The sequence below is a fragment of the Microbacterium sp. AC035 genome (genome assembly GCF_979258485.1).
Genome location: NZ_OZ409858.1, coordinates 689,207 through 705,745 on the forward strand (window position 1 = coordinate 689,207; position 16,539 = coordinate 705,745).

The window sequence follows — 16,539 nt, forward strand, 5'->3', positions numbered from 1 at the left end:
AAGTGTCGGAAGATGCCCCATCGTCTCAGATCAGTGCGCGGGCTGGGCGTGTGCCTTCGCGAGCGTCTGCTGAGACATGCGGTCGATCCAGGCGAGTGCCACTGCCGACACGATGAACACCATGTGGATGACGACCTGCCAGAGCACGCCGATGGGGGTGTACTTCTCGCCGTCTGTGCTGATCCCGTTCTCGCTCATGCCACCGACCTCGATGAAGGTCTTGAGCAGGTGGATCGAGGAGATCCCGATGATCGCCATAGCCAGCTTCACCTTGAGGACGTTGGCGTTGACGTGCGAGAGCCACTCGGGCTGGTCGGGGTGACCGTCGACATTGATGCGCGAGACGAACGTCTCGTAGCCTCCGATGATCACCATGATGAGCAGGTTGGCGATCATCACGACGTCGATCAGACCGAGCACGGCCAGCATGATCACCGCTTCGTCGAGGTGGGAGATGTCGTGGATGACGCCCTCGATGAGGTGCCACAGCTCGACCATGAAGACGATCACGTAGACGAGCTGCGCGACGATCAGCCCGAGGTACAGCGGGGCCTGCAGCCAGCGACTGACGAAGATGAGGGATCCGATCGCCCGAGCCCAGGAATTCTGCGGCCTGGAGGCGAGGGGAGGCATGTCGTTCGTGGCGCTGTCTGGGCGCGAGTTCGAGGTCACGTCGACTATTCCACCACGGCCCCTCCGCTCCGCTAACATTGGTGACGCGAGAGGGAGTATCCCGCAAGCGCATCCACCGTCATCACGAGCACCGTCATCGCTGCTCCGGTCGTGCGACGCACTCTGTGCGTGGGAGAGACTTTCGGCGTTCTTCCTACCCTCCCGAAAGGTGCTGTACGCCCTTGGACATCCCCGTCTGGTTCGAGATCACCTCGATGATCGTCCTCACGATCATCCTGATCGGCGACCTGCTTCTGATCCGCCTTCGCCCCCACATCCCCTCGACCAAGGAGTCGACGCTGTGGGTCGTGTTCTACGTCGGACTCGCACTGCTGTTCGCGGTGCTCCTCGGCAATGTCGCGGGGTGGCGCAACGCGGGCGACTTCATCACCGGCTGGGCGCTCGAATACAGCCTGTCCATCGACAACCTCTTCGTCTTCGTGCTGATCATGGCCCAGTTCGCGGTCCCGCGACGCCTGCAGCAGCAGGTGCTGATGGTCGGCATCATCATCGCGCTCGTCCTGCGTGGCGCGTTCATCCTCGTCGGAGTGGCGATCGTCGAGCACTTCTCGCCGATCTTCTACATCTTCGGTGCGTTCCTCATCTACACCGCTATCAAGCAGGCGATGCCCGAGGGTGATCACGACGGCGAGGTCAAACGCGAGAACTTCGTCGTGCGGCTGCTGCGTCGTCGCATCGACATCAGCGAGGAGTACGACGGAGCGAAGCTCCGCACGACCGTCGGCGGCAAGCGCATGTGGACGCCGATGGTCATCGTGTTCATCACGATCGGCGTCACCGACCTGATCTTCGCGATCGACTCGATTCCCGCCATCTTCGAGATCACCACCAACGGATTCCTCGTCTTCGCCGCGAACATCTTCGCGCTCATGGGGCTGCGTCAGCTCTACTTCCTGCTCGGCGACCTGCTCGACCGCCTGCGTTACCTGCATTACGGCATCGCCGTGATCCTCGGCTTCATCGGCATCAAGCTGATCCTGCACGCACTGCACGAGAACGAGCTGCCGTTCATCAACGGCGGCGAGCATGTCGAGTGGGTGCCCGACATCGACAACATGGTCTCGCTGGGCGTCATCGTCGTGGCGATGACCGTCGCGACGGTCGCGAGCCTCATCGCGTCTTCGCGCGAGAAGTCAGCGGCGAAGAAGGCACCGCTCGTCGAGTGATCGCAGCTCGCTCACTCGGCTGACCAGAGGAGCTCCGCTTCGAGGGTGAGATCGATGACCTGACCCAGCAGGGCGCCGAGTGAGTTCGACTGCAGCAGAGCGTATTGGTCGTACTCGCCCAGTGGTGCGATCGCGGCGAGCTGCCAGGCTGCGGCGAGCGGGTCCTCCGACAGCTCGGTGTCGGCATCCCAGGGCGAGTCCGCGCGCGCGAGGACCCGACGCACGATCGCCTCGGCTTCGGTGCGCAGGGGTGTGAGGGCGTCGTTCCAGGTCAGCTCAGGCAGCTGCGTCACCTCGGCGCGCGGGAAGGGCGCGTCGTCGAGCCACTGATCGACCGTGAAGCGGGCCGTGCCGACTGCGAGGGTGTGCAGCACCTGCGCATCCGCCGCCACGCTGACCAGCCTGGCCATGGTGCCGATCCTGCTGCGTCGATCGCCGCCGCCGACCTCGTGACCGCGCTCGATGAGCACGACGCCGAACTGCGGGTCGTCGTCGTCCAGCAGGTGCCCGATCATCGTGAGGTATCTCGGCTCGAAGACGCGCAGCGGCAGCGGCGTGTAGGGAAAGAGCACCGAGCCGAGCGGGAACATGGGCAGTTCAGCCATGCTCCCCAGTCAACACCCCGGGACGTACAGTGAACAGATGCGCAGACCTCAGCCCGTCGTTCCGTCGCCCGGACAGGAATCCGTGTGGGACTATCCGCGGCCGCCGCGGGTCGAGCAGGTGCGCGAGCGCATCACCATCCGCCTCGGGGGCGATCTCATCGCCGACACTCTGAGTGCTGTGCGGGTGCTCGAGACGAGTCATCCTCCGGTGTACTACCTGCCGATGGCCGACTTCATCGCGGGCGCTCTCGTGGACGCCCCTGGCTCATCGTTCTGCGAGTTCAAGGGCGCCGCGCGCTATCTCGACGTGCGCGGCGGAGGCCTGGTCGCACCCGGTGCGGCATGGAACTATCCGCATCCGTCCCCCGGCTTCGAGGTGCTCCGCAACAGCGTCGCGGTGTACGCAGGGCCGATGGACGCGTGCACCGTCGGCGGCGAGGTCGTCGTTCCGCAGCCGGGCGGGTTCTATGGCGGCTGGGTCACGTCGTCCGTCGTCGGGCCCTTCAAGGGCGTTCCCGGCTCGATGGGCTGGTAGCCCGCCCGATCAGAACGCGCGAAGGTTGGCCTGCAGTCCGCCGTCCACGTACTCGCGACGCAGGATCCCCCGGCGACGCAGCACCGGCACGAGCTCATCGAGCGTGCGGTGCAGCGTGACGGGGTGGAAATCGCCCCACAGCAGCACGCCGTCGTTGCCCCACTCGCCGAGTTCCTCGATCAGATCGGCAAACTCCTCGGCCGTCCCGACGAAGCCCGAACGGTCGGCGATGCGACCGGCGCGGGCGAGGGCGGTGAGGTGGGCGCGCAGCGGGGCATCCTCTCCGCGGTCGCCGATCAGACGCTGGATGCTGCCGCGCGAGACATGCTCCCCGAAGATCGACACGTCGAGCGGCCGGTCGAGATCGAGCGAGGTGAGGTCGGTCTCGAGATCGCTCGACTGCTTGCGCGCGATCTGCACGAGTGCCGTGTCATCGGGGTGTGCCGATGCGGCGACGATCCGGTCGGCCTCCTCCGCAGATGGAGTGATCACGGGCTGGATCGCGAAGAGGATCTTGATGTCGGCGGCTGAACGCCCGGCGGCGATCGCCGCACCGTGGATCTTCGCGCGATAGGCGCGCACGGATGCTTCGTCCAGCGGAGCGAGGGCGAGCTGGACATCGGAGTTGGCGCCGGCGAATCCGAGGCCGCGCCCCGAGCCGCCGGGGGAGACGATCGCCGGCTCACCGTCGGTGAAGGGCACGGCGTTCAGAGGGCCGTCGAACGAGAAGTGCTCTCCGCGGTGCCGCACGGTGTTCAGGTTCGACCCGTCCGCGAACACCTCGGTCTCCCTGTCTCCGACCAGCGCTCCGTCTCCCCAGCTGCGCCAGAGCGAGCGGATGCCCGAGAGCCATTCCTCGGCTCGGTCGTAGGCGGCATCGTGGCCGAGCTGCGCTGCCGCTGAGAAGTGACGCGCGCTGCCTGTGTCGGTCACCACGTTGAGCCCGAGACGGTGGCCGCTGAGGTGCTGAAGGGTCGAGAACTGCCGCGCCGCCGTATAGGGGAGGTACGCCGCCGGATTCACGGTGGGCACGACTCCGAGATGCTGAGTCGCCTGGAACAGGTAAGGAGCGAGGAGCAGCGGATCGTGTTTGGGGCCGCCGAAGGCATGGCGCACGCGGAGGTCGATCGTGTCCGGCGAGCCGAGCGACGGCGCATCCTCGATGACGACGAGATCGAAGCCCGCCTGCTCGAGCGTGCGCGCCGCCTCCTGATAGATCTCGGGTCGGGTCCAGTCGTAGTCCCAGTCGAGAGAGGGGTATCCCCACCCCTGCGGGCCGAAACCACGGGCGAGGAACCAGCCGAAGTGCTGAGGCCTGCTCATGCGACGGCTTCCCGCGCCGGCTCCAGCACCCGCGCGAGGTCGGCGATGAGATCGGAGACGTCTTCGATGCCGACCGACACCCGGAGCGTTCCCGGCCGCACGCCGAGCAGGTCGCGCTCGTCGGGCGTCCGGTGCGAGTGGCTGGTGGTCGCGGGATGCAGCACGAGCGAGCGCACGTCGCCGATGTGGGTCATGTGCGTGAAGACCTCCACGCTCTCGATGAAGTCGCGTGCCGCGTCGAGCCCTCCGCGCAGCGTGAACGTGAAGATCGATCCGTACCCGCCATGCAGGTACTTTCGAGCGAGTCGATGATCCGGGTGGCTCTCCAGGCCGACGTAGTCGACGCTCTCGACCGCGTCCTGGGCTGCCAGCCACCTGGCCACCTCGATCGCGTTCCGGGACTGGCGCTCGACACGGAGCCCGAGAGTCTCGGCGCCCTGTCCGATCAGGAACGCGTTGAGAGGAGACGGCGAGGCGCCGAAGCGGGGAGCCACCGACTCGCGGGCGTAGGCGATCCGAGCGTTGCCGCCGTGACGGGCGAAGACGCTCGGGAAGCCCCCGCGGCCGGGGAGCACCAGGTGCGGTGCGTTGTGACCGGCCTTATCCGCGTCGAAACGACCGTCGTCGAGGATCACACCGCCGAGCACCGATCCATGACCCGCGAGGAACTTCGATGCGGAGTGCACGACCATGGCGGCGCCGTGCTCGATCGGACGGAGCAGGAACGGCGTGGCGAGGGTGTTGTCGACGATGAGCGGGATCGCGAACTCATCCGCGATCGCGCTCACTGCGGCGATGTCGAGGATGTCGTTCCGTGCGTTCGCGATCGACTCCGCGAACAGTGCGCGCGTGGTGGGGCGGATCGCATCCCGCCACGCATCCGGATCGGCGATCTCGTCGATGAACGTCGTCTCGATGCCGAGACGAGCGAGGTTGTCGAGCAGGAGCCCCCGGGTGCCTTCGTAGATGTGCGTCGAGGAGACGATGTGGTCTCCGGCGCCGGCCACGGTGAGCAGAGCCGTGACGACGGCGGCCTGACCGCTCGCGACGAGCACCGCTTCCGCGGCCGACTCGAGGGAGGCGAGCTGTCGTTCGACGGCGCGAATCGTCGGGTTGCCCGTCCGCGTGTAGCCGAAACCCGCGCCGGTGCCGAAGTGGTCCGCAGCGTGATCGAAGTCGTCGAATTCGAAGCCCGCCGTCAGATAGATCGGTGTCGCCCTCGACGACGCGGCGCCTTGATTCCGGGCGGCATGGACCGCTCTGGTGGCGAAGCCGGTCGTGTCGTCGGTCATGCGGATGCCTCTCGAAGGTGCGGGTGACAGTAGCGTGTCACGCGGCGACTCCGGTCGCTGAAGCGGTGGTAATCTGACGTCATGCGGATCGTGCTCCTCCTTAGCGGCCGCGACGAGACCTCGTTCTGAGCCCCTCCTCGTCGCGGAGTCCATCGTGGGCCGAACCGCCAGCCTCAGGAGAGACGCAATGAAGATCCCCGCAGCAGATACTGCTCCCGCCCGACCCAGGACCCTCGCTGAGAAGGTCTGGGACGACCACCTCGTCGTCAAGGGCGAGAACGGCGAGCCCGACCTCATCTACATCGACCTGCACCTGGTGCACGAGGTCACGAGCCCTCAGGCGTTCGACGGCCTGCGATCCGAGGGTCGTCCGCTGCGTCGGCTCGACCTGACGATCGCGACCGAAGACCACAACACGCCGACGTGGGACATCGACAAGCCCATCGCCGACCTCACGAGCCGCACCCAGATCGAGACGCTGCGCCGCAACGCCGCCGAGTTCGGCGTCCGTCTGCACTCGCTCGGTGATGCCGAACAGGGCATCGTGCACGTCGTGGGTCCGCAGCTCGGACTGACCATGCCGGGCATCACCGTGGTCTGCGGAGACTCCCACACGTCGACTCACGGTGCTTTCGGTGCCATGGCGTTCGGCATCGGTACCAGCGAGGTCGAGCACGTCATGGCGACCCAGACGCTTCCGCTCAAGCCCTTCAAGACGATGGCGATCACCGTCGAGGGCACTCTCCGACCCGGGGTCACCGCGAAGGACATCATCCTCGCCGTGATCGCGAAGATCACCACCGGTGGTGGTCAGGGATACGTTCTGGAGTTCCGCGGCAGCGCGATCCGCGCGCTGTCGATGGAGGGCCGGATGACCATCTGCAACATGTCGATCGAGGCCGGCGCCCGCGCGGGCATGGTCGCCCCCGATGAGACGACCTTCGAGTACCTGAAGGGCCGCCCGCACGCACCCGAGGGTCAGGACTGGGACGACGCCGTCGCCTACTGGCGCACGCTCCCGACCGACGAAGGGGCGGCGTTCGACGCTGAGGTCTTCATCGACGCCGACGAGCTCGAGCCGTTCGTCACCTGGGGCACCAACCCCGGTCAGGGCAGCTCGCTGTCGGCAGCGGTTCCGGACCCCGCTCAGATCGCCGATGCCAACGAGCGCGCCGCCGCCGAGCGTGCTCTCGAATACATGGATCTGACCCCCGGCACGCCGCTCAAGGAGGTGCCGGTCGACGCCGTCTTCATGGGGTCGTGCACGAACAGCCGCATCGAGGACCTCCGGGCGTTCGCGTCGATCATCGAAGGCAAGAAGAAGGCCGACGGCGTCCGCGTCATGGTCGTGCCCGGTTCGGCCCGCGTCCGGCTCGAGGCCGAGGCGGAAGGCCTCGACAAGATCATCAAGGACTTCGGCGCCGAGTGGCGATTCGCCGGCTGCTCGATGTGCCTCGGCATGAACCCCGATCAGCTCGCTCCCGGGGAGCGTTGCGCGTCCACGTCGAATCGCAACTTCGAGGGTCGACAGGGCAAGGGCGGTCGCACGCACCTGGTGTCGCCGCTGGTCGCCGCGGCGACCGCGATCCGCGGCACGCTGTCGAGTCCCAGTGATCTGAACGAGATGGCGGAGGTCTGACCATGGAGAAGTTCCTCACCCACACCGGTATCGCCGCTCCGCTGAAGCGCTCGAACGTCGACACCGACCAGATCATCCCTGCCGTCTTCCTCAAGCGGGTCACGAAGACCGGCTTCGAGGACGCGCTGTTCCACGGTTGGCGCCAGGACCCCGATTTCGTGCTCAACCAGCCCGCCTTCCAGGGGGCGTCGGTGCTCGTCGCCGGACCGGACTTCGGCACCGGATCGAGCCGGGAGCACGCGGTCTGGGCGCTCCGCGACTTCGGGTTCGCGGTCGTGCTGAGCCCTCGGTTCGCCGACATCTTCCGAGGAAACTCGGGCAAGCAGGGCCTCCTCGCGGCCACCATCTCCGAAGAGGATCTCGAGCTGATCTGGGCCGAGATCGACCGGAATCCCGGGGCATCCATCACGGTGGACCTCGAGGCGCGGGTCGCGTCGATCGGTGAAGTCCAGGCTGACCTCGGGATCGACGATTACACTAGATGGCGGCTCCTCGAAGGGCTCGATGACATCGGGCTCACCCTGCGCAACGAAGACAAGATCGCGCAGTTCGAGGCCCGTCGCGAGTCGTGGCGGCCCCGGACCCTTCCCGTTCAGTGAACGGCGGGGCGGGGGAGCAGAGGGCGACCCCGCCCCGAATTCCGTTGAATGAAGTGAGGCTCCGAATGACGACACCTGTGCGCGACGCTCTTCCGGACGGAGTCCCCCCTTTGACCGGAGACGTACTCGCCATTCGAGGCGGACGCCCTTTGCGCGGCCGTGTCGACGTCAAGGGCGCGAAGAACCTCGCGACCAAGGCGATGGTGGCCTCCCTGCTCGGCGAGACCGTCAGCGTGCTTCGCGACGTGCCAGCCATCAGCGATGTCGCAGTCGTCCGCTCGCTGCTCGAGGTGCACGGTGTCCGGGTCTCCGACGGCGATGAGCCGGGTGCTCTCGTCTTCGACCCGAGTGATGTCGAGTCGGCGCACTTCGAGGAGATCGACGCGCACGCCGGTGCCTCCCGCATCCCGATCCTGTTCTGCGGCCCGCTCCTGCACCGTCTCGGTCAGGCCTTCATCCCGGACCTCGGCGGATGCCGCATCGGCGACCGTCCGATCGACTTCCACCTCGACGCGCTCCGCAAGTTCGGCGCCATCGTCGAGAAGCTGCCGAGCGGCATCCGACTCTCGACGGGCGGAGCCCGCCTGCACGGCGCCAACATCCACCTGCCCTACCCGAGCGTCGGTGCCACCGAGCAGGTGCTGCTGACCGCAGTCAGGGCCGAGGGCACGACCGAGCTGCGCAACGCAGCCATCGAGCCCGAGATCATGGATCTGATCGCCGTCCTGCAGAAGATGGGCGCGATCATCTCCTACGAGCCGAACCGCGTCATCCTCATCGAGGGTGTCGAGACGCTGCGCGGTTACGACCACCGGTCGATCTTCGACCGCAACGAGGCGGCCTCGTGGGCGTCTGCGGCGCTGGCCACCGACGGTGAGATCTTCGTCGGCGGAGCCAAGCAGCAGGAGATGCTCACCTTCCTCAACATCTTCCGCAAGGCGGGCGGCTGGTTCGACATCCAGGAGGACGGCATCCTCTTCCGCCGCGACGGCGAGCTCAAGCCCGTCGTGGTCGAGACCGACGTGCACCCCGGCTTCATGACCGACTGGCAGCAGCCGCTCGTCGTGGCGCTGACGCAGGCGAACGGCCGCTCGGTCGTGCACGAGACGGTCTACGAGAATCGTCTCGGCTTCACCGATGCGCTCGTCAAGATGGGCGCCGACATCGTCGTGCACCCGCGCGGGCTGCAGGACGGGCCGCGGCGTGTCCCTCGCCGGGATCTCGAGCAGGCGGCCGTCATCACCGGGCCCACCCCGCTGCACGCCGCAGACATCGTCGTGCCCGACCTGCGCGGCGGGTACAGCCACGTGATCGCTGCGCTGACGGCCGAGGGCGAGTCCAAGGTCTCCGGAGTCGACATCCTCAGCCGTGGCTACGAGAAGTTCCTCGCCAAGCTCGATGCCGTGGGCGCCGACTTCGACGTCATCCGGTGACCCGGATGGGTTCCCGATCGCGTGAGACGACGCGGCCCAGTGTGTTCTGGCCGCTCGCAGCGATCGCCGTGCCGTTGATCTCCCTGCTCGCGAAGATCCGTATCAGCGGCGCCGAGAAGCTTCCCCGGGACGGCTCGTTCGTGCTGGCGCCGAACCACTATTCGGAGTTCGATCCGCTCATCGTGGCGCTCGCGGTGTGGCGGATCGGGCGCGCCCCCCGATTCATGGCCAAGGAGAGCCTGTTCAAGGTCCCTGTGCTCGGATGGATCCTGCGTCGCACCGGGATGATCCCCGTGGCTCGTTCGTCGTCGGCATCGGCCGCGAAGCAGACGCTGAAGCAGTCGGCCGAGCTGGTCGAGCACGGACGCGGCGTGATCGTGTATCCCGAGGGAACTCTGACGCGCGACCCGGACATGTGGCCGATGCGCGGCAAATCGGGCGCGGTTCGACTGGCGCTGACCGACGGCATCCCGTTGATCCCGATGGCCCAGTGGGGCACGCAGGAGATCATGGGGCGCTATCAGAAGGGTCTGAGCCTGTGGCCGCTGCGCAAGCGCGTGGATGTCGTCATCGGCGACCCGGTCGACATCTCCGATCTGCGTGGTCGCGCGGGCGAGACGGCAGCGCTGAACGAGGCCACCGACCGACTGATGAACGCGATCACGGCGCTGCTCGAAGAGCTGCGCGGCGAGAAGGCGCCGGCTGAACGCTGGAACCCCGCCTCACACGGACAGAAGGAGACGGGTCGCCTTGACTCCTAAGCGCAACACGCCCGCGGGCCCGCGGGTCGCCGTCATCGGCGCAGGCAGCTGGGGAACCACGTTCGGAAAGATCCTGGCCGACGGCGGCGCACAGGTCACGATGTGGGCCCGCCGCGCTGAGCTGGCGCACGAGATCGACGAGGCCAAGCGCAACTCTCGCTACCTGCCCGGCATCAATCTGCCGCGCACGATGGCGGCGACGCATGAGCTGGCGATCGCACTGCGTGATGTCGACCAGGTCTACCTCTCGGTGCCGAGCCAGTCTCTGCGTGAGAACCTCAAGGCGCTGCGGCCCCTGCTGGCCGAGAACGACGCGAAGATCGTCAGCCTGATGAAGGGCGTCGAGCGCACCACGGGGCTGCGGATGAGTCAGGTCATCGAACAGGAGCTGCGGTGCGATCCCGATCGGATCGCCGTGGCCTCGGGACCGAACCTCGCGCTCGAGATCGCCCGCGAGCAGCCCACGGCCGCCGTGATCTCCTCGCGCAGCCAGGAGACGGCCGAGGAGGTCGCTCGCGCCGCACGCAACAGCTACTTCCGCACCTTCGTGAACACCGACGTGATCGGCACGGAGTTCGGGGGAGTGCTCAAGAACCTCATCGCCGTGGCGATCGGAATCGTCGACGGCGTCGGGTACGGCGAGAACACGAAGGCGTCGATCATCACGCGCGGTCTCGTCGAGATGACCGACTTCGCCGTCGCGAACGGGGCCCACCCGGAGACGCTCCAGGGCCTCGCCGGGCTCGGGGACCTGATCGCGACATGCCAGTCTCCACTGAGCCGCAACAACACGGCCGGGCGCCTTCTCGGCCAGGGCTACAGCTTCCAGGACGTCGTCAAGCAGATGCAGCAGACAGCCGAGGGCCTCGCGTCCGTCGCGCCGGTACTGCAGCTCGCCCGCGAGTCCGAGGTGCACATGCCCATCGTCGAGCAGGTGAAGATGGTGCTCGACGGCAAGATGAACCCGCGCGACATCGCACCCCACCTGACGACGGACGACGACACCCCGCAGGGTGAGAGGACCAACCATGGACAAGCAGACGGTGGTGGTGCTCTTCGGAGGGCGCTCCAGCGAGCATTCGATCAGTTCCGCAACGGCGGGCGGAGTGCTGGGCGCGATTGATCGTGACCGCTACGCGGTGATCCCCGTCGGGATCACGCGCGAAGGGGCGTTCGTCCTCGAGGACGACGACCCGTCGAAGTTCCCCCTCGATGCCGCGCATCTCCCCGAAGTCGCAGACAACGGCACCAGGGTGCTGTGGCCGGAGCCCGGCGGAGACCGGACGCTGCGCGTGGTTCGCCCGGACGGAAACACCGAATCGCTCGGCCGTGTCGACGTCGTGCTGCCGCTCCTGCATGGACTGCATGGCGAGGACGGAGCGATCCAGGGGTTCTTCGAGGTCATCGACATGCCCTACGCAGGCTGCGGCATCCTCGATTCGGCGGTCTCGCTGGACAAGCACTTCACGAAGCTTGCACTCACATCCGCGGGTATCGCAGTCTCGCCCGGGATCACAGTGCGCAGGAACGAGTGGCAGGACGCTCCGGCGATGGTCCGCGATCGGATCGCCGCGCTGGGCGACGTGGTCTTCGTCAAGCCGGCGAGCGCCGGATCGAGCGTCGGCGTGTCACGCGTCGACCATGGGGACGGCCTCGACGCCGCGATGGAGATCGCGTTCGCCGAAGACGGCAAGGTTCTCGTCGAGACGCAGGTCGTCGGCCGTGAGATCGAGGTCGGCGTTCTGGCTGGGCGTGCCGGAGAGCGGGCCCGCGCCTCGCTGCCCGGAGAGGTCGTGCTCACCTCGCGGAGCTTCTACGACTTCGAGGGCAAGTACCTCGGCGGTGACGGCGTCGAGATCGTGTGCCCCGCCGACGTCGACGATGCGCTGATCGAGCGCCTCCGCGAGACCGCGGTGCGTGTCTTCGAAGCGGTGGATGGCAAGGGACTCGCCCGCGTCGACTTCTTCGTCACTCCCGCAGGCGACCTCGTCGTCAACGAGCTGAACACGATGCCGGGATTCACGCCGATCTCGATGTTCCCGAAGTGCTGGGTGGCATCCGGACTCAGCTACGGCGACCTGATCTCCGAGCTGATCGAAGCGGGTCTGCACCGCTGATCAGGTGGCGTTCGGTCAGCCTTCGGTCGATCCCGCGTCAGGGGATTCCTCGGTTGGCACCCGGTCTGTGCACCGAGCCGTCGCCGGTTCGAGGCCGGACTGGATGCTCGTCGAGAGGCTCTCGACCACCGTGCGGAAGTCGATCTCCTCGCCCCGGCGGATGATCACCTCGATGGCAGGATCGCGACCGTAGGTCACCAGACGCTGGCGTTCTTCCTCCTGGTCGAGAACGAGCCAGTCGACGCTGCCGATGGTCGTGCAGACTTCGGTCGACGGTGCCGGCGGTTCGACGCCGCAGCGCAGTACGACCGTCGGATCGCCCCAGGCGCCGGTGGCTTGGGCATCGGTCCACACGCGGTCCAGATCGCCCACGGCGTCGGGAAGCAGCACGGAGACCTCCGCGCATGCCGGATTGTTCGCATCGTCGGCCGGCTCGAGGTGGATCGTGGTCGAGCATCCGGAGAGGGCTGCGACGAGGACCAGCGACCCCGCGATGACGGCGAGACGACGAGAGCGGGGCATGCATCCAGGCTACCTTTGACAGCATGCCTTCCCGACCTCGCGACGATGATCCGACCCTCGGCGATCTTTCGGAGGGGGAGATCCTGCGGGCGATTCTGGCGAGGACTGCGCAGGCCAGTCACACGATCATCGGTCCCGGCGACGATGCGGCGGTGATAGCTGCTCCGTCGGGGTCCGTGGTCGCCACGACGGACACGCTGGTGCACGGCCCCGACTTCCGACTCGCGTGGTCGTCGGGCTATGACCTCGGGTGGAAGGCGGCGGCGGTGAACCTCGCCGACGTGGCCGCCATGGGGGCGCGCCCGACCGCGCTGCTCGTCGCGCTGGCGGTTCCGCGCGATCTGAGGCTCTCTTTCATCGAACGGCTCGCCGACGGCTTCCGCGAGGCGTGCGCGGCCCTGGCTCCGGGCTGCGCGGTGGTCGGCGGAGACCTCACCGTCTCCGACGTCCTCACCGTGGCCGTCACCGCGCTCGGCGATCTCGAGGGGCGGACGCCGGTGACGCGCTCGGGTGCGCGAGTCGGAGATGTGGTCGCGGTGGCGGGCGAACTCGGTCACGCCGCGCACGGACTCGCCGTCCTCTTCGGCAGGTTCCGTGATGGTGAGACACCTGTCGCTGTCGACCCGTCGGTGCTCGGACAGGGGGAGAGGGCCGCGCTGGCGGCGCAGCTCCGCCCGTCGCCGCCGATCGGCCTCGGACCTTTCGCGGCTACAGCCGGAGCCACAGCGATGATGGACATCTCGGATGGCCTCGCACTGGACGCGCGGCGGATGGCGGCGGCCTCGGCCGTCACGATCGCCCTAGACAGCGCCGCGCTCGGAGACTCTCCGCAGCGTGCTCTCGCCGGCGGTGAGGATCATGCGCTGCTCGCCACCTTCCCTCCGGGGATGCTGCCGTCGGGCTTTCGCATCATCGGGGTCGTGAGCCCACAGGGCGAGCATGATCTGCTGGTCGATGACGCTCCCGCAGACGTGAGCGGCTGGGACCCCTATCGTGACTGGGATTCGGCCTCGGGCTGAGGTGTCTCGGGTGCGACCGCGGGCTCGGCCCACCACAGAGCGGTGTCGCCGTAGGCCCTCTCACGGATCAGATCCAGGCCGGCTGCCCGGAGGTCGGGAGGCGTGGAGCGCCGTGCACGCTCGATGATCACGAGGGCGTCGGGTGCGAGGCACGGCGCGAGCGCGATGAGATCCGCGGTCATCGCGTCGTCGTCGAGGTCGTAGGGCGGGTCCGAGAAGACGAGGTCGTATGGACCGGAGGCTCGCAGCAGGAACGACCTGACCGTGCTCTGGTGCACCCTCGCGCCGGGTGCGCCGGCCTTCGCGACCGTGGCTGCGTTACGACGGACGACTCCTGCAGCCTCTCTGCCGTGCTCGACGAGATCAGCACTGGCCGCGCCGCGGCTCAGCGACTCCAACCCCAGCGCGCCCGAGCCCGCGTAGAGATCGAGCACTCGGGCGCCGACGATCGCGTCGGCCGACTCCAGTGCTCCGAAGAGCGACTCCCTCACGCGGTCGCTGGTGGGTCGCGTTCCCGCGTGGGGGACGTCGAGCCGCGCGCCACGCGCCTTTCCGGCGATGATCCTCGTCACCCGTTCACGATACGACAGCTCCGGCGCACGTCGTGTCCGTGCGGCCTCCTAGACTCGGATCATGTCGCTCACGCTGGATTCGTCGCTGGAGGATGCGCTGGGCTCCACGCCGGCGAAGTCCCTCGATCGGGCGTTCGGCATGAAGACGGTCGGCGATCTCGTGTCGCACTATCCCCGGCGATATGCCGACCCTGGGGAGCTGACTCCCATTCGCGAGCTTCCGCTCGGTGAGACGGTGACGATCGTCGCCGAGGTGCTGTCGTCGAGCGCCAGGGCGATGCGCAATCGGCGGGGCGCGATGGTCGATGTCGTGATCGGCGACGGCATCGGCAAGATGTCTCTGACGTTCTTCGCGAAGAACCTCGGCGCGGCCAAGTGGCGCTCCGAGGATCTCGCCGTCGGTCGGCGAGGCGTCTTCTCGGGCAAGGTCGGCGAGTTCAATGGGATGACGCAGTTCGCGCACCCGGAGTACGAGCTGTTCGATGACGAGGATGCGGCCAGGCGGCGTGCGGACGCCCGCGCCGCCGTGCTGATCCCGATCTACCCCGCGACGTCGACGCTGCAGACCTGGCAGATCGCGAAGTTCATCACCCGCGTGCTCGATGGTCTCGGTGACGTGCCCGAGCCTCTCGCCGCGGATGTCCGGCAGCGGGAGGAGCTGCTGACCGCGAGAGAGGCGCTCGAGCAGATCCATCGCCCGAAGACCCGGAACGACATCGATCCCGCAGTCCGCACTCTGCGCATGCACGAGGCGCTCACGCTGCAGACAGCTCTCCTTCAGCAGCGCGATGCAGTGCGAGCGCTCTCCGCCACGGCGCGTGCGGCGAAGCCCGGCGGGCTGCTCGAGCGCTTCGACGCGTCGCTGCCGTACGACCTCACGCCCGATCAGCAGACCGTCGGCGAGCAGGTCGCGAAGGACCTCGTCGGCTCGTGGCCGATGAATAGGCTCGTGCAGGGAGAGGTCGGCTCCGGCAAGACGCTGGTCGCTCTGCGTGCGATGCTCCAGGTCGCCGAGTCCGGCGGCCAGGCCGCGCTCATCGCGCCGACCGAGGTCCTTGCGGGCCAGCATCTGCGGTCGATCTCGAAGATGCTCGGACCCCAGCTGGCTCCGCTTGTGATGCCCACGCTGCTCACCGGGCAGATGCCGGCCGCAGCGCGTCGCAAAGCCGCCCTGCGCGTCGCCTCCGGGCAGGCGCTGATCGTCGTCGGCACCCACGCACTGCTCGGCGAGAAGACGACCTTCGCAGATCTGGGGCTCGTCGTGGTCGATGAACAGCACCGGTTCGGCGTCGAGCAGCGCGAGGCTCTCCGTGCCAAGGGCTCCAGCCCGCACGCCCTCGTGCTCACCGCCACACCCATCCCGCGCACCGTTGCGATGACGGTCTTCGGCGACCTCGACACATCGGTGATCCGCACGATGCCGAAGGGGCGGGCGGGAATCGAGTCGTTCGTCGCCCCGCTCGCCGAGCATCCGGGGTGGTTCAACCGCGTCTGGGAGCGCGCCGCCGAGGAGATCGCCCAGGGGCGTCAGGTCTTCGCGGTGTGTGCCGCGATCGACACCACGAAGAAGACGGCAGAGGCGGGAGAGCCCGCAGTCCTTCAGCCCGAGGGTGCATCCGGACCGCGGTGGGGCGTCGTTCAGCTCGACGAGGCGCTCGCGACGCATCCGAAGCTCGGCGGTCTCCGTCGAGCCGTGTTGCACGGACGCATGCCGTCCGATGAGAAGGACGCGGTCATGCAGGCCTTCGCTCGGGGTGAGATCGATCTGCTGCTTGCGACGACGGTCATCGAGGTGGGCGTCGACGTGCCCAACGCCTCGACCATGATCGTCCTCGACGCCGACCGCTTCGGTGTCTCCCAGTTGCATCAGCTGAGGGGTCGCGTCGGCCGAGGTGGCGTACCAGGATTGTGTCTGCTCGTGACCGAGGCGGAGGCCGGCTCGGTGGCGCGCGAGAGGGTCGACGCGGTTGCAGCGACCCTCGACGGCTTCGCCCTCGCTGAGGTCGATCTCGAGCTCCGAGGCGAAGGCGACGTGCTCGGCGCAGCGCAGGCGGGCGTGCGGTCGTCGTTGAAGCTGCTGCGCGTGGTCAAGGACTCCGGCCTGATCGTCAGGGCGCGCGAGCTCGCAGAGGTGATCCTCGCAGCCGACCCTGGCCTCGATGCGAACCCCGGGCTCAGATCTGCCATCGAACGACGGGTGAGCGACGATGATCGCGCAGCCCTGGCGAAGAACTGACCAGCACGGCGTGCCCTAGGCTGGGGG

The 16,539-nt window shown here is 67.7% G+C and carries 16 protein-coding genes; 10 read left to right on the top strand and 6 right to left on the bottom strand.

Annotated elements, in window-relative coordinates:
- Positions 1 to 30: 30 nt before the first annotated feature.
- A complete protein-coding gene (locus ACZ0AA_RS03240; RefSeq protein ID WP_400860691.1) occupies positions 31 to 672 on the bottom strand; it encodes a TIGR00645 family protein in 642 nt (213 codons plus the stop codon).
- A gap of 182 nt (positions 673 to 854) precedes the next feature.
- Between ACZ0AA_RS03240 and ACZ0AA_RS03245 the strand changes: the two genes are divergently transcribed.
- Entirely contained in the window at positions 855 to 1,859 is a 1,005-nt protein-coding gene (locus ACZ0AA_RS03245; protein WP_400860690.1) for a TerC/Alx family metal homeostasis membrane protein, read from the top strand.
- A gap of 11 nt (positions 1,860 to 1,870) precedes the next feature.
- Here ACZ0AA_RS03245 and ACZ0AA_RS03250 read toward each other — a convergent pair whose 3' ends face one another.
- Positions 1,871 to 2,464 (bottom strand): LON peptidase substrate-binding domain-containing protein, encoded by a 594-nt coding sequence (locus ACZ0AA_RS03250; RefSeq protein ID WP_463512133.1) that lies wholly within the window; start codon positions 2,462 to 2,464, stop codon positions 1,871 to 1,873.
- Positions 2,465 to 2,501: 37 nt separating this feature from the next.
- On the opposite strand from ACZ0AA_RS03250, the gene ACZ0AA_RS03255 reads away from it, so the two are divergent.
- Positions 2,502 to 2,999, top strand: coding sequence for a DUF427 domain-containing protein (locus ACZ0AA_RS03255; protein ID WP_463512134.1), 498 nt, complete (start codon positions 2,502 to 2,504; stop codon positions 2,997 to 2,999).
- Positions 3,000 to 3,008: 9 nt separating this feature from the next.
- Here the strand turns inward: ACZ0AA_RS03255 and ACZ0AA_RS03260 are convergent, their stop codons facing one another.
- The gene (locus ACZ0AA_RS03260; protein WP_463512135.1) at positions 3,009 to 4,322 is read right to left on the bottom strand and encodes an LLM class flavin-dependent oxidoreductase; all 1,314 of its coding nucleotides are present in this window, start codon (positions 4,320 to 4,322) and stop codon (positions 3,009 to 3,011) included.
- Positions 4,319 to 5,614: an O-acetylhomoserine aminocarboxypropyltransferase/cysteine synthase family protein gene (locus ACZ0AA_RS03265; RefSeq protein WP_463512137.1), complete on the bottom strand. Its 1,296-nt coding sequence runs from the start codon at positions 5,612 to 5,614 to the stop codon at positions 4,319 to 4,321. The genes ACZ0AA_RS03260 and ACZ0AA_RS03265 overlap by 4 nt, the downstream gene beginning before the upstream one ends.
- A gap of 187 nt (positions 5,615 to 5,801) precedes the next feature.
- On the opposite strand from ACZ0AA_RS03265, the gene leuC reads away from it, so the two are divergent.
- The 6 genes from leuC (at position 5,802) to ACZ0AA_RS03295 (ending at position 12,163) form a co-directional block, all read left to right on the top strand.
- Positions 5,802 to 7,253 carry a 3-isopropylmalate dehydratase large subunit gene (gene leuC / locus ACZ0AA_RS03270; RefSeq protein WP_463512138.1) on the top strand — a complete coding sequence of 484 codons (1,452 nt, stop codon included), beginning with the start codon at positions 5,802 to 5,804 and terminating at the stop codon, positions 7,251 to 7,253.
- 2 nt (positions 7,254 to 7,255) lie between these two features.
- Positions 7,256 to 7,852, top strand: coding sequence for a 3-isopropylmalate dehydratase small subunit (gene leuD / locus ACZ0AA_RS03275; RefSeq protein ID WP_463512139.1), 597 nt, complete (start codon positions 7,256 to 7,258; stop codon positions 7,850 to 7,852).
- 65 nt (positions 7,853 to 7,917) lie between these two features.
- Complete coding sequence (murA, locus tag ACZ0AA_RS03280; RefSeq protein ID WP_463512140.1) at positions 7,918 to 9,285, top strand: UDP-N-acetylglucosamine 1-carboxyvinyltransferase; 1,368 nt, start codon at positions 7,918 to 7,920, stop codon at positions 9,283 to 9,285.
- A 5-nt stretch (positions 9,286 to 9,290) separates the two neighbouring features.
- Positions 9,291 to 10,046 carry a lysophospholipid acyltransferase family protein gene (locus ACZ0AA_RS03285; RefSeq protein ID WP_400860674.1) on the top strand — a complete coding sequence of 252 codons (756 nt, stop codon included), beginning with the start codon at positions 9,291 to 9,293 and terminating at the stop codon, positions 10,044 to 10,046.
- Complete coding sequence (locus tag ACZ0AA_RS03290; RefSeq protein WP_400860673.1) at positions 10,036 to 11,169, top strand: NAD(P)H-dependent glycerol-3-phosphate dehydrogenase; 1,134 nt, start codon at positions 10,036 to 10,038, stop codon at positions 11,167 to 11,169. Before ACZ0AA_RS03285 ends, ACZ0AA_RS03290 begins: the two co-directional genes overlap by 11 nt.
- Entirely contained in the window at positions 11,075 to 12,163 is a 1,089-nt protein-coding gene (locus tag ACZ0AA_RS03295; RefSeq protein WP_400860671.1) for a D-alanine--D-alanine ligase family protein, read from the top strand. Before ACZ0AA_RS03290 ends, ACZ0AA_RS03295 begins: the two co-directional genes overlap by 95 nt.
- Positions 12,164 to 12,178: 15 nt before the next feature.
- Here the strand turns inward: ACZ0AA_RS03295 and ACZ0AA_RS03300 are convergent, their stop codons facing one another.
- Positions 12,179 to 12,685 carry a DUF3515 family protein gene (locus ACZ0AA_RS03300; RefSeq protein ID WP_463512141.1) on the bottom strand — a complete coding sequence of 169 codons (507 nt, stop codon included), beginning with the start codon at positions 12,683 to 12,685 and terminating at the stop codon, positions 12,179 to 12,181.
- 23 nt (positions 12,686 to 12,708) lie between these two features.
- On the opposite strand from ACZ0AA_RS03300, the gene thiL reads away from it, so the two are divergent.
- Positions 12,709 to 13,704 (top strand): thiamine-phosphate kinase, encoded by a 996-nt coding sequence (thiL, locus tag ACZ0AA_RS03305; protein WP_463512142.1) that lies wholly within the window; start codon positions 12,709 to 12,711, stop codon positions 13,702 to 13,704.
- Here the strand turns inward: thiL and rsmD are convergent.
- Entirely contained in the window at positions 13,674 to 14,276 is a 603-nt protein-coding gene (gene rsmD / locus ACZ0AA_RS03310) for a 16S rRNA (guanine(966)-N(2))-methyltransferase RsmD (RefSeq protein ID WP_400860667.1), read from the bottom strand. The two genes, thiL and rsmD, sit on opposite strands and share 31 nt — an antisense overlap.
- Before the next feature lie 61 nt (positions 14,277 to 14,337).
- Here rsmD and ACZ0AA_RS03315 point away from each other — a divergent pair, with 61 nt between their 5' ends.
- Complete coding sequence (locus ACZ0AA_RS03315) at positions 14,338 to 16,512, top strand: ATP-dependent DNA helicase RecG (protein WP_400860665.1); 2,175 nt, start codon at positions 14,338 to 14,340, stop codon at positions 16,510 to 16,512.
- Positions 16,513 to 16,539 lie beyond the last annotated feature (27 nt).

Bases quoted from the DNA above. Each gene is read 5' to 3' on its own strand.
- leuC (WP_463512138.1), top strand. From the start codon at position 5,802: ATGAAGATCCCCGCAGCAGATACTGCTCCCGCCCGACCCAGGACCCTC.
- leuD (WP_463512139.1), top strand. From the start codon at position 7,256: ATGGAGAAGTTCCTCACCCACACCGGTATCGCCGCTCCGCTGAAGCGC.
- ACZ0AA_RS03265 (WP_463512137.1), bottom strand. From the start codon at position 5,614: ATGACCGACGACACGACCGGCTTCGCCACCAGAGCGGTCCATGCCGCC.
- ACZ0AA_RS03250 (WP_463512133.1), bottom strand. From the start codon at position 2,464: ATGGCTGAACTGCCCATGTTCCCGCTCGGCTCGGTGCTCTTTCCCTAC.
- ACZ0AA_RS03295 (WP_400860671.1), top strand. From the start codon at position 11,075: ATGGACAAGCAGACGGTGGTGGTGCTCTTCGGAGGGCGCTCCAGCGAG.
- ACZ0AA_RS03260 (WP_463512135.1), bottom strand. From the start codon at position 4,322: ATGAGCAGGCCTCAGCACTTCGGCTGGTTCCTCGCCCGTGGTTTCGGC.
- ACZ0AA_RS03285 (WP_400860674.1), top strand. From the start codon at position 9,291: ATGGGTTCCCGATCGCGTGAGACGACGCGGCCCAGTGTGTTCTGGCCG.
- ACZ0AA_RS03255 (WP_463512134.1), top strand. From the start codon at position 2,502: ATGCGCAGACCTCAGCCCGTCGTTCCGTCGCCCGGACAGGAATCCGTG.
- thiL (WP_463512142.1), top strand. From the start codon at position 12,709: ATGCCTTCCCGACCTCGCGACGATGATCCGACCCTCGGCGATCTTTCG.
- ACZ0AA_RS03300 (WP_463512141.1), bottom strand. From the start codon at position 12,685: ATGCCCCGCTCTCGTCGTCTCGCCGTCATCGCGGGGTCGCTGGTCCTC.
- murA (WP_463512140.1), top strand. From the start codon at position 7,918: ATGACGACACCTGTGCGCGACGCTCTTCCGGACGGAGTCCCCCCTTTG.
- ACZ0AA_RS03315 (WP_400860665.1), top strand. From the start codon at position 14,338: ATGTCGCTCACGCTGGATTCGTCGCTGGAGGATGCGCTGGGCTCCACG.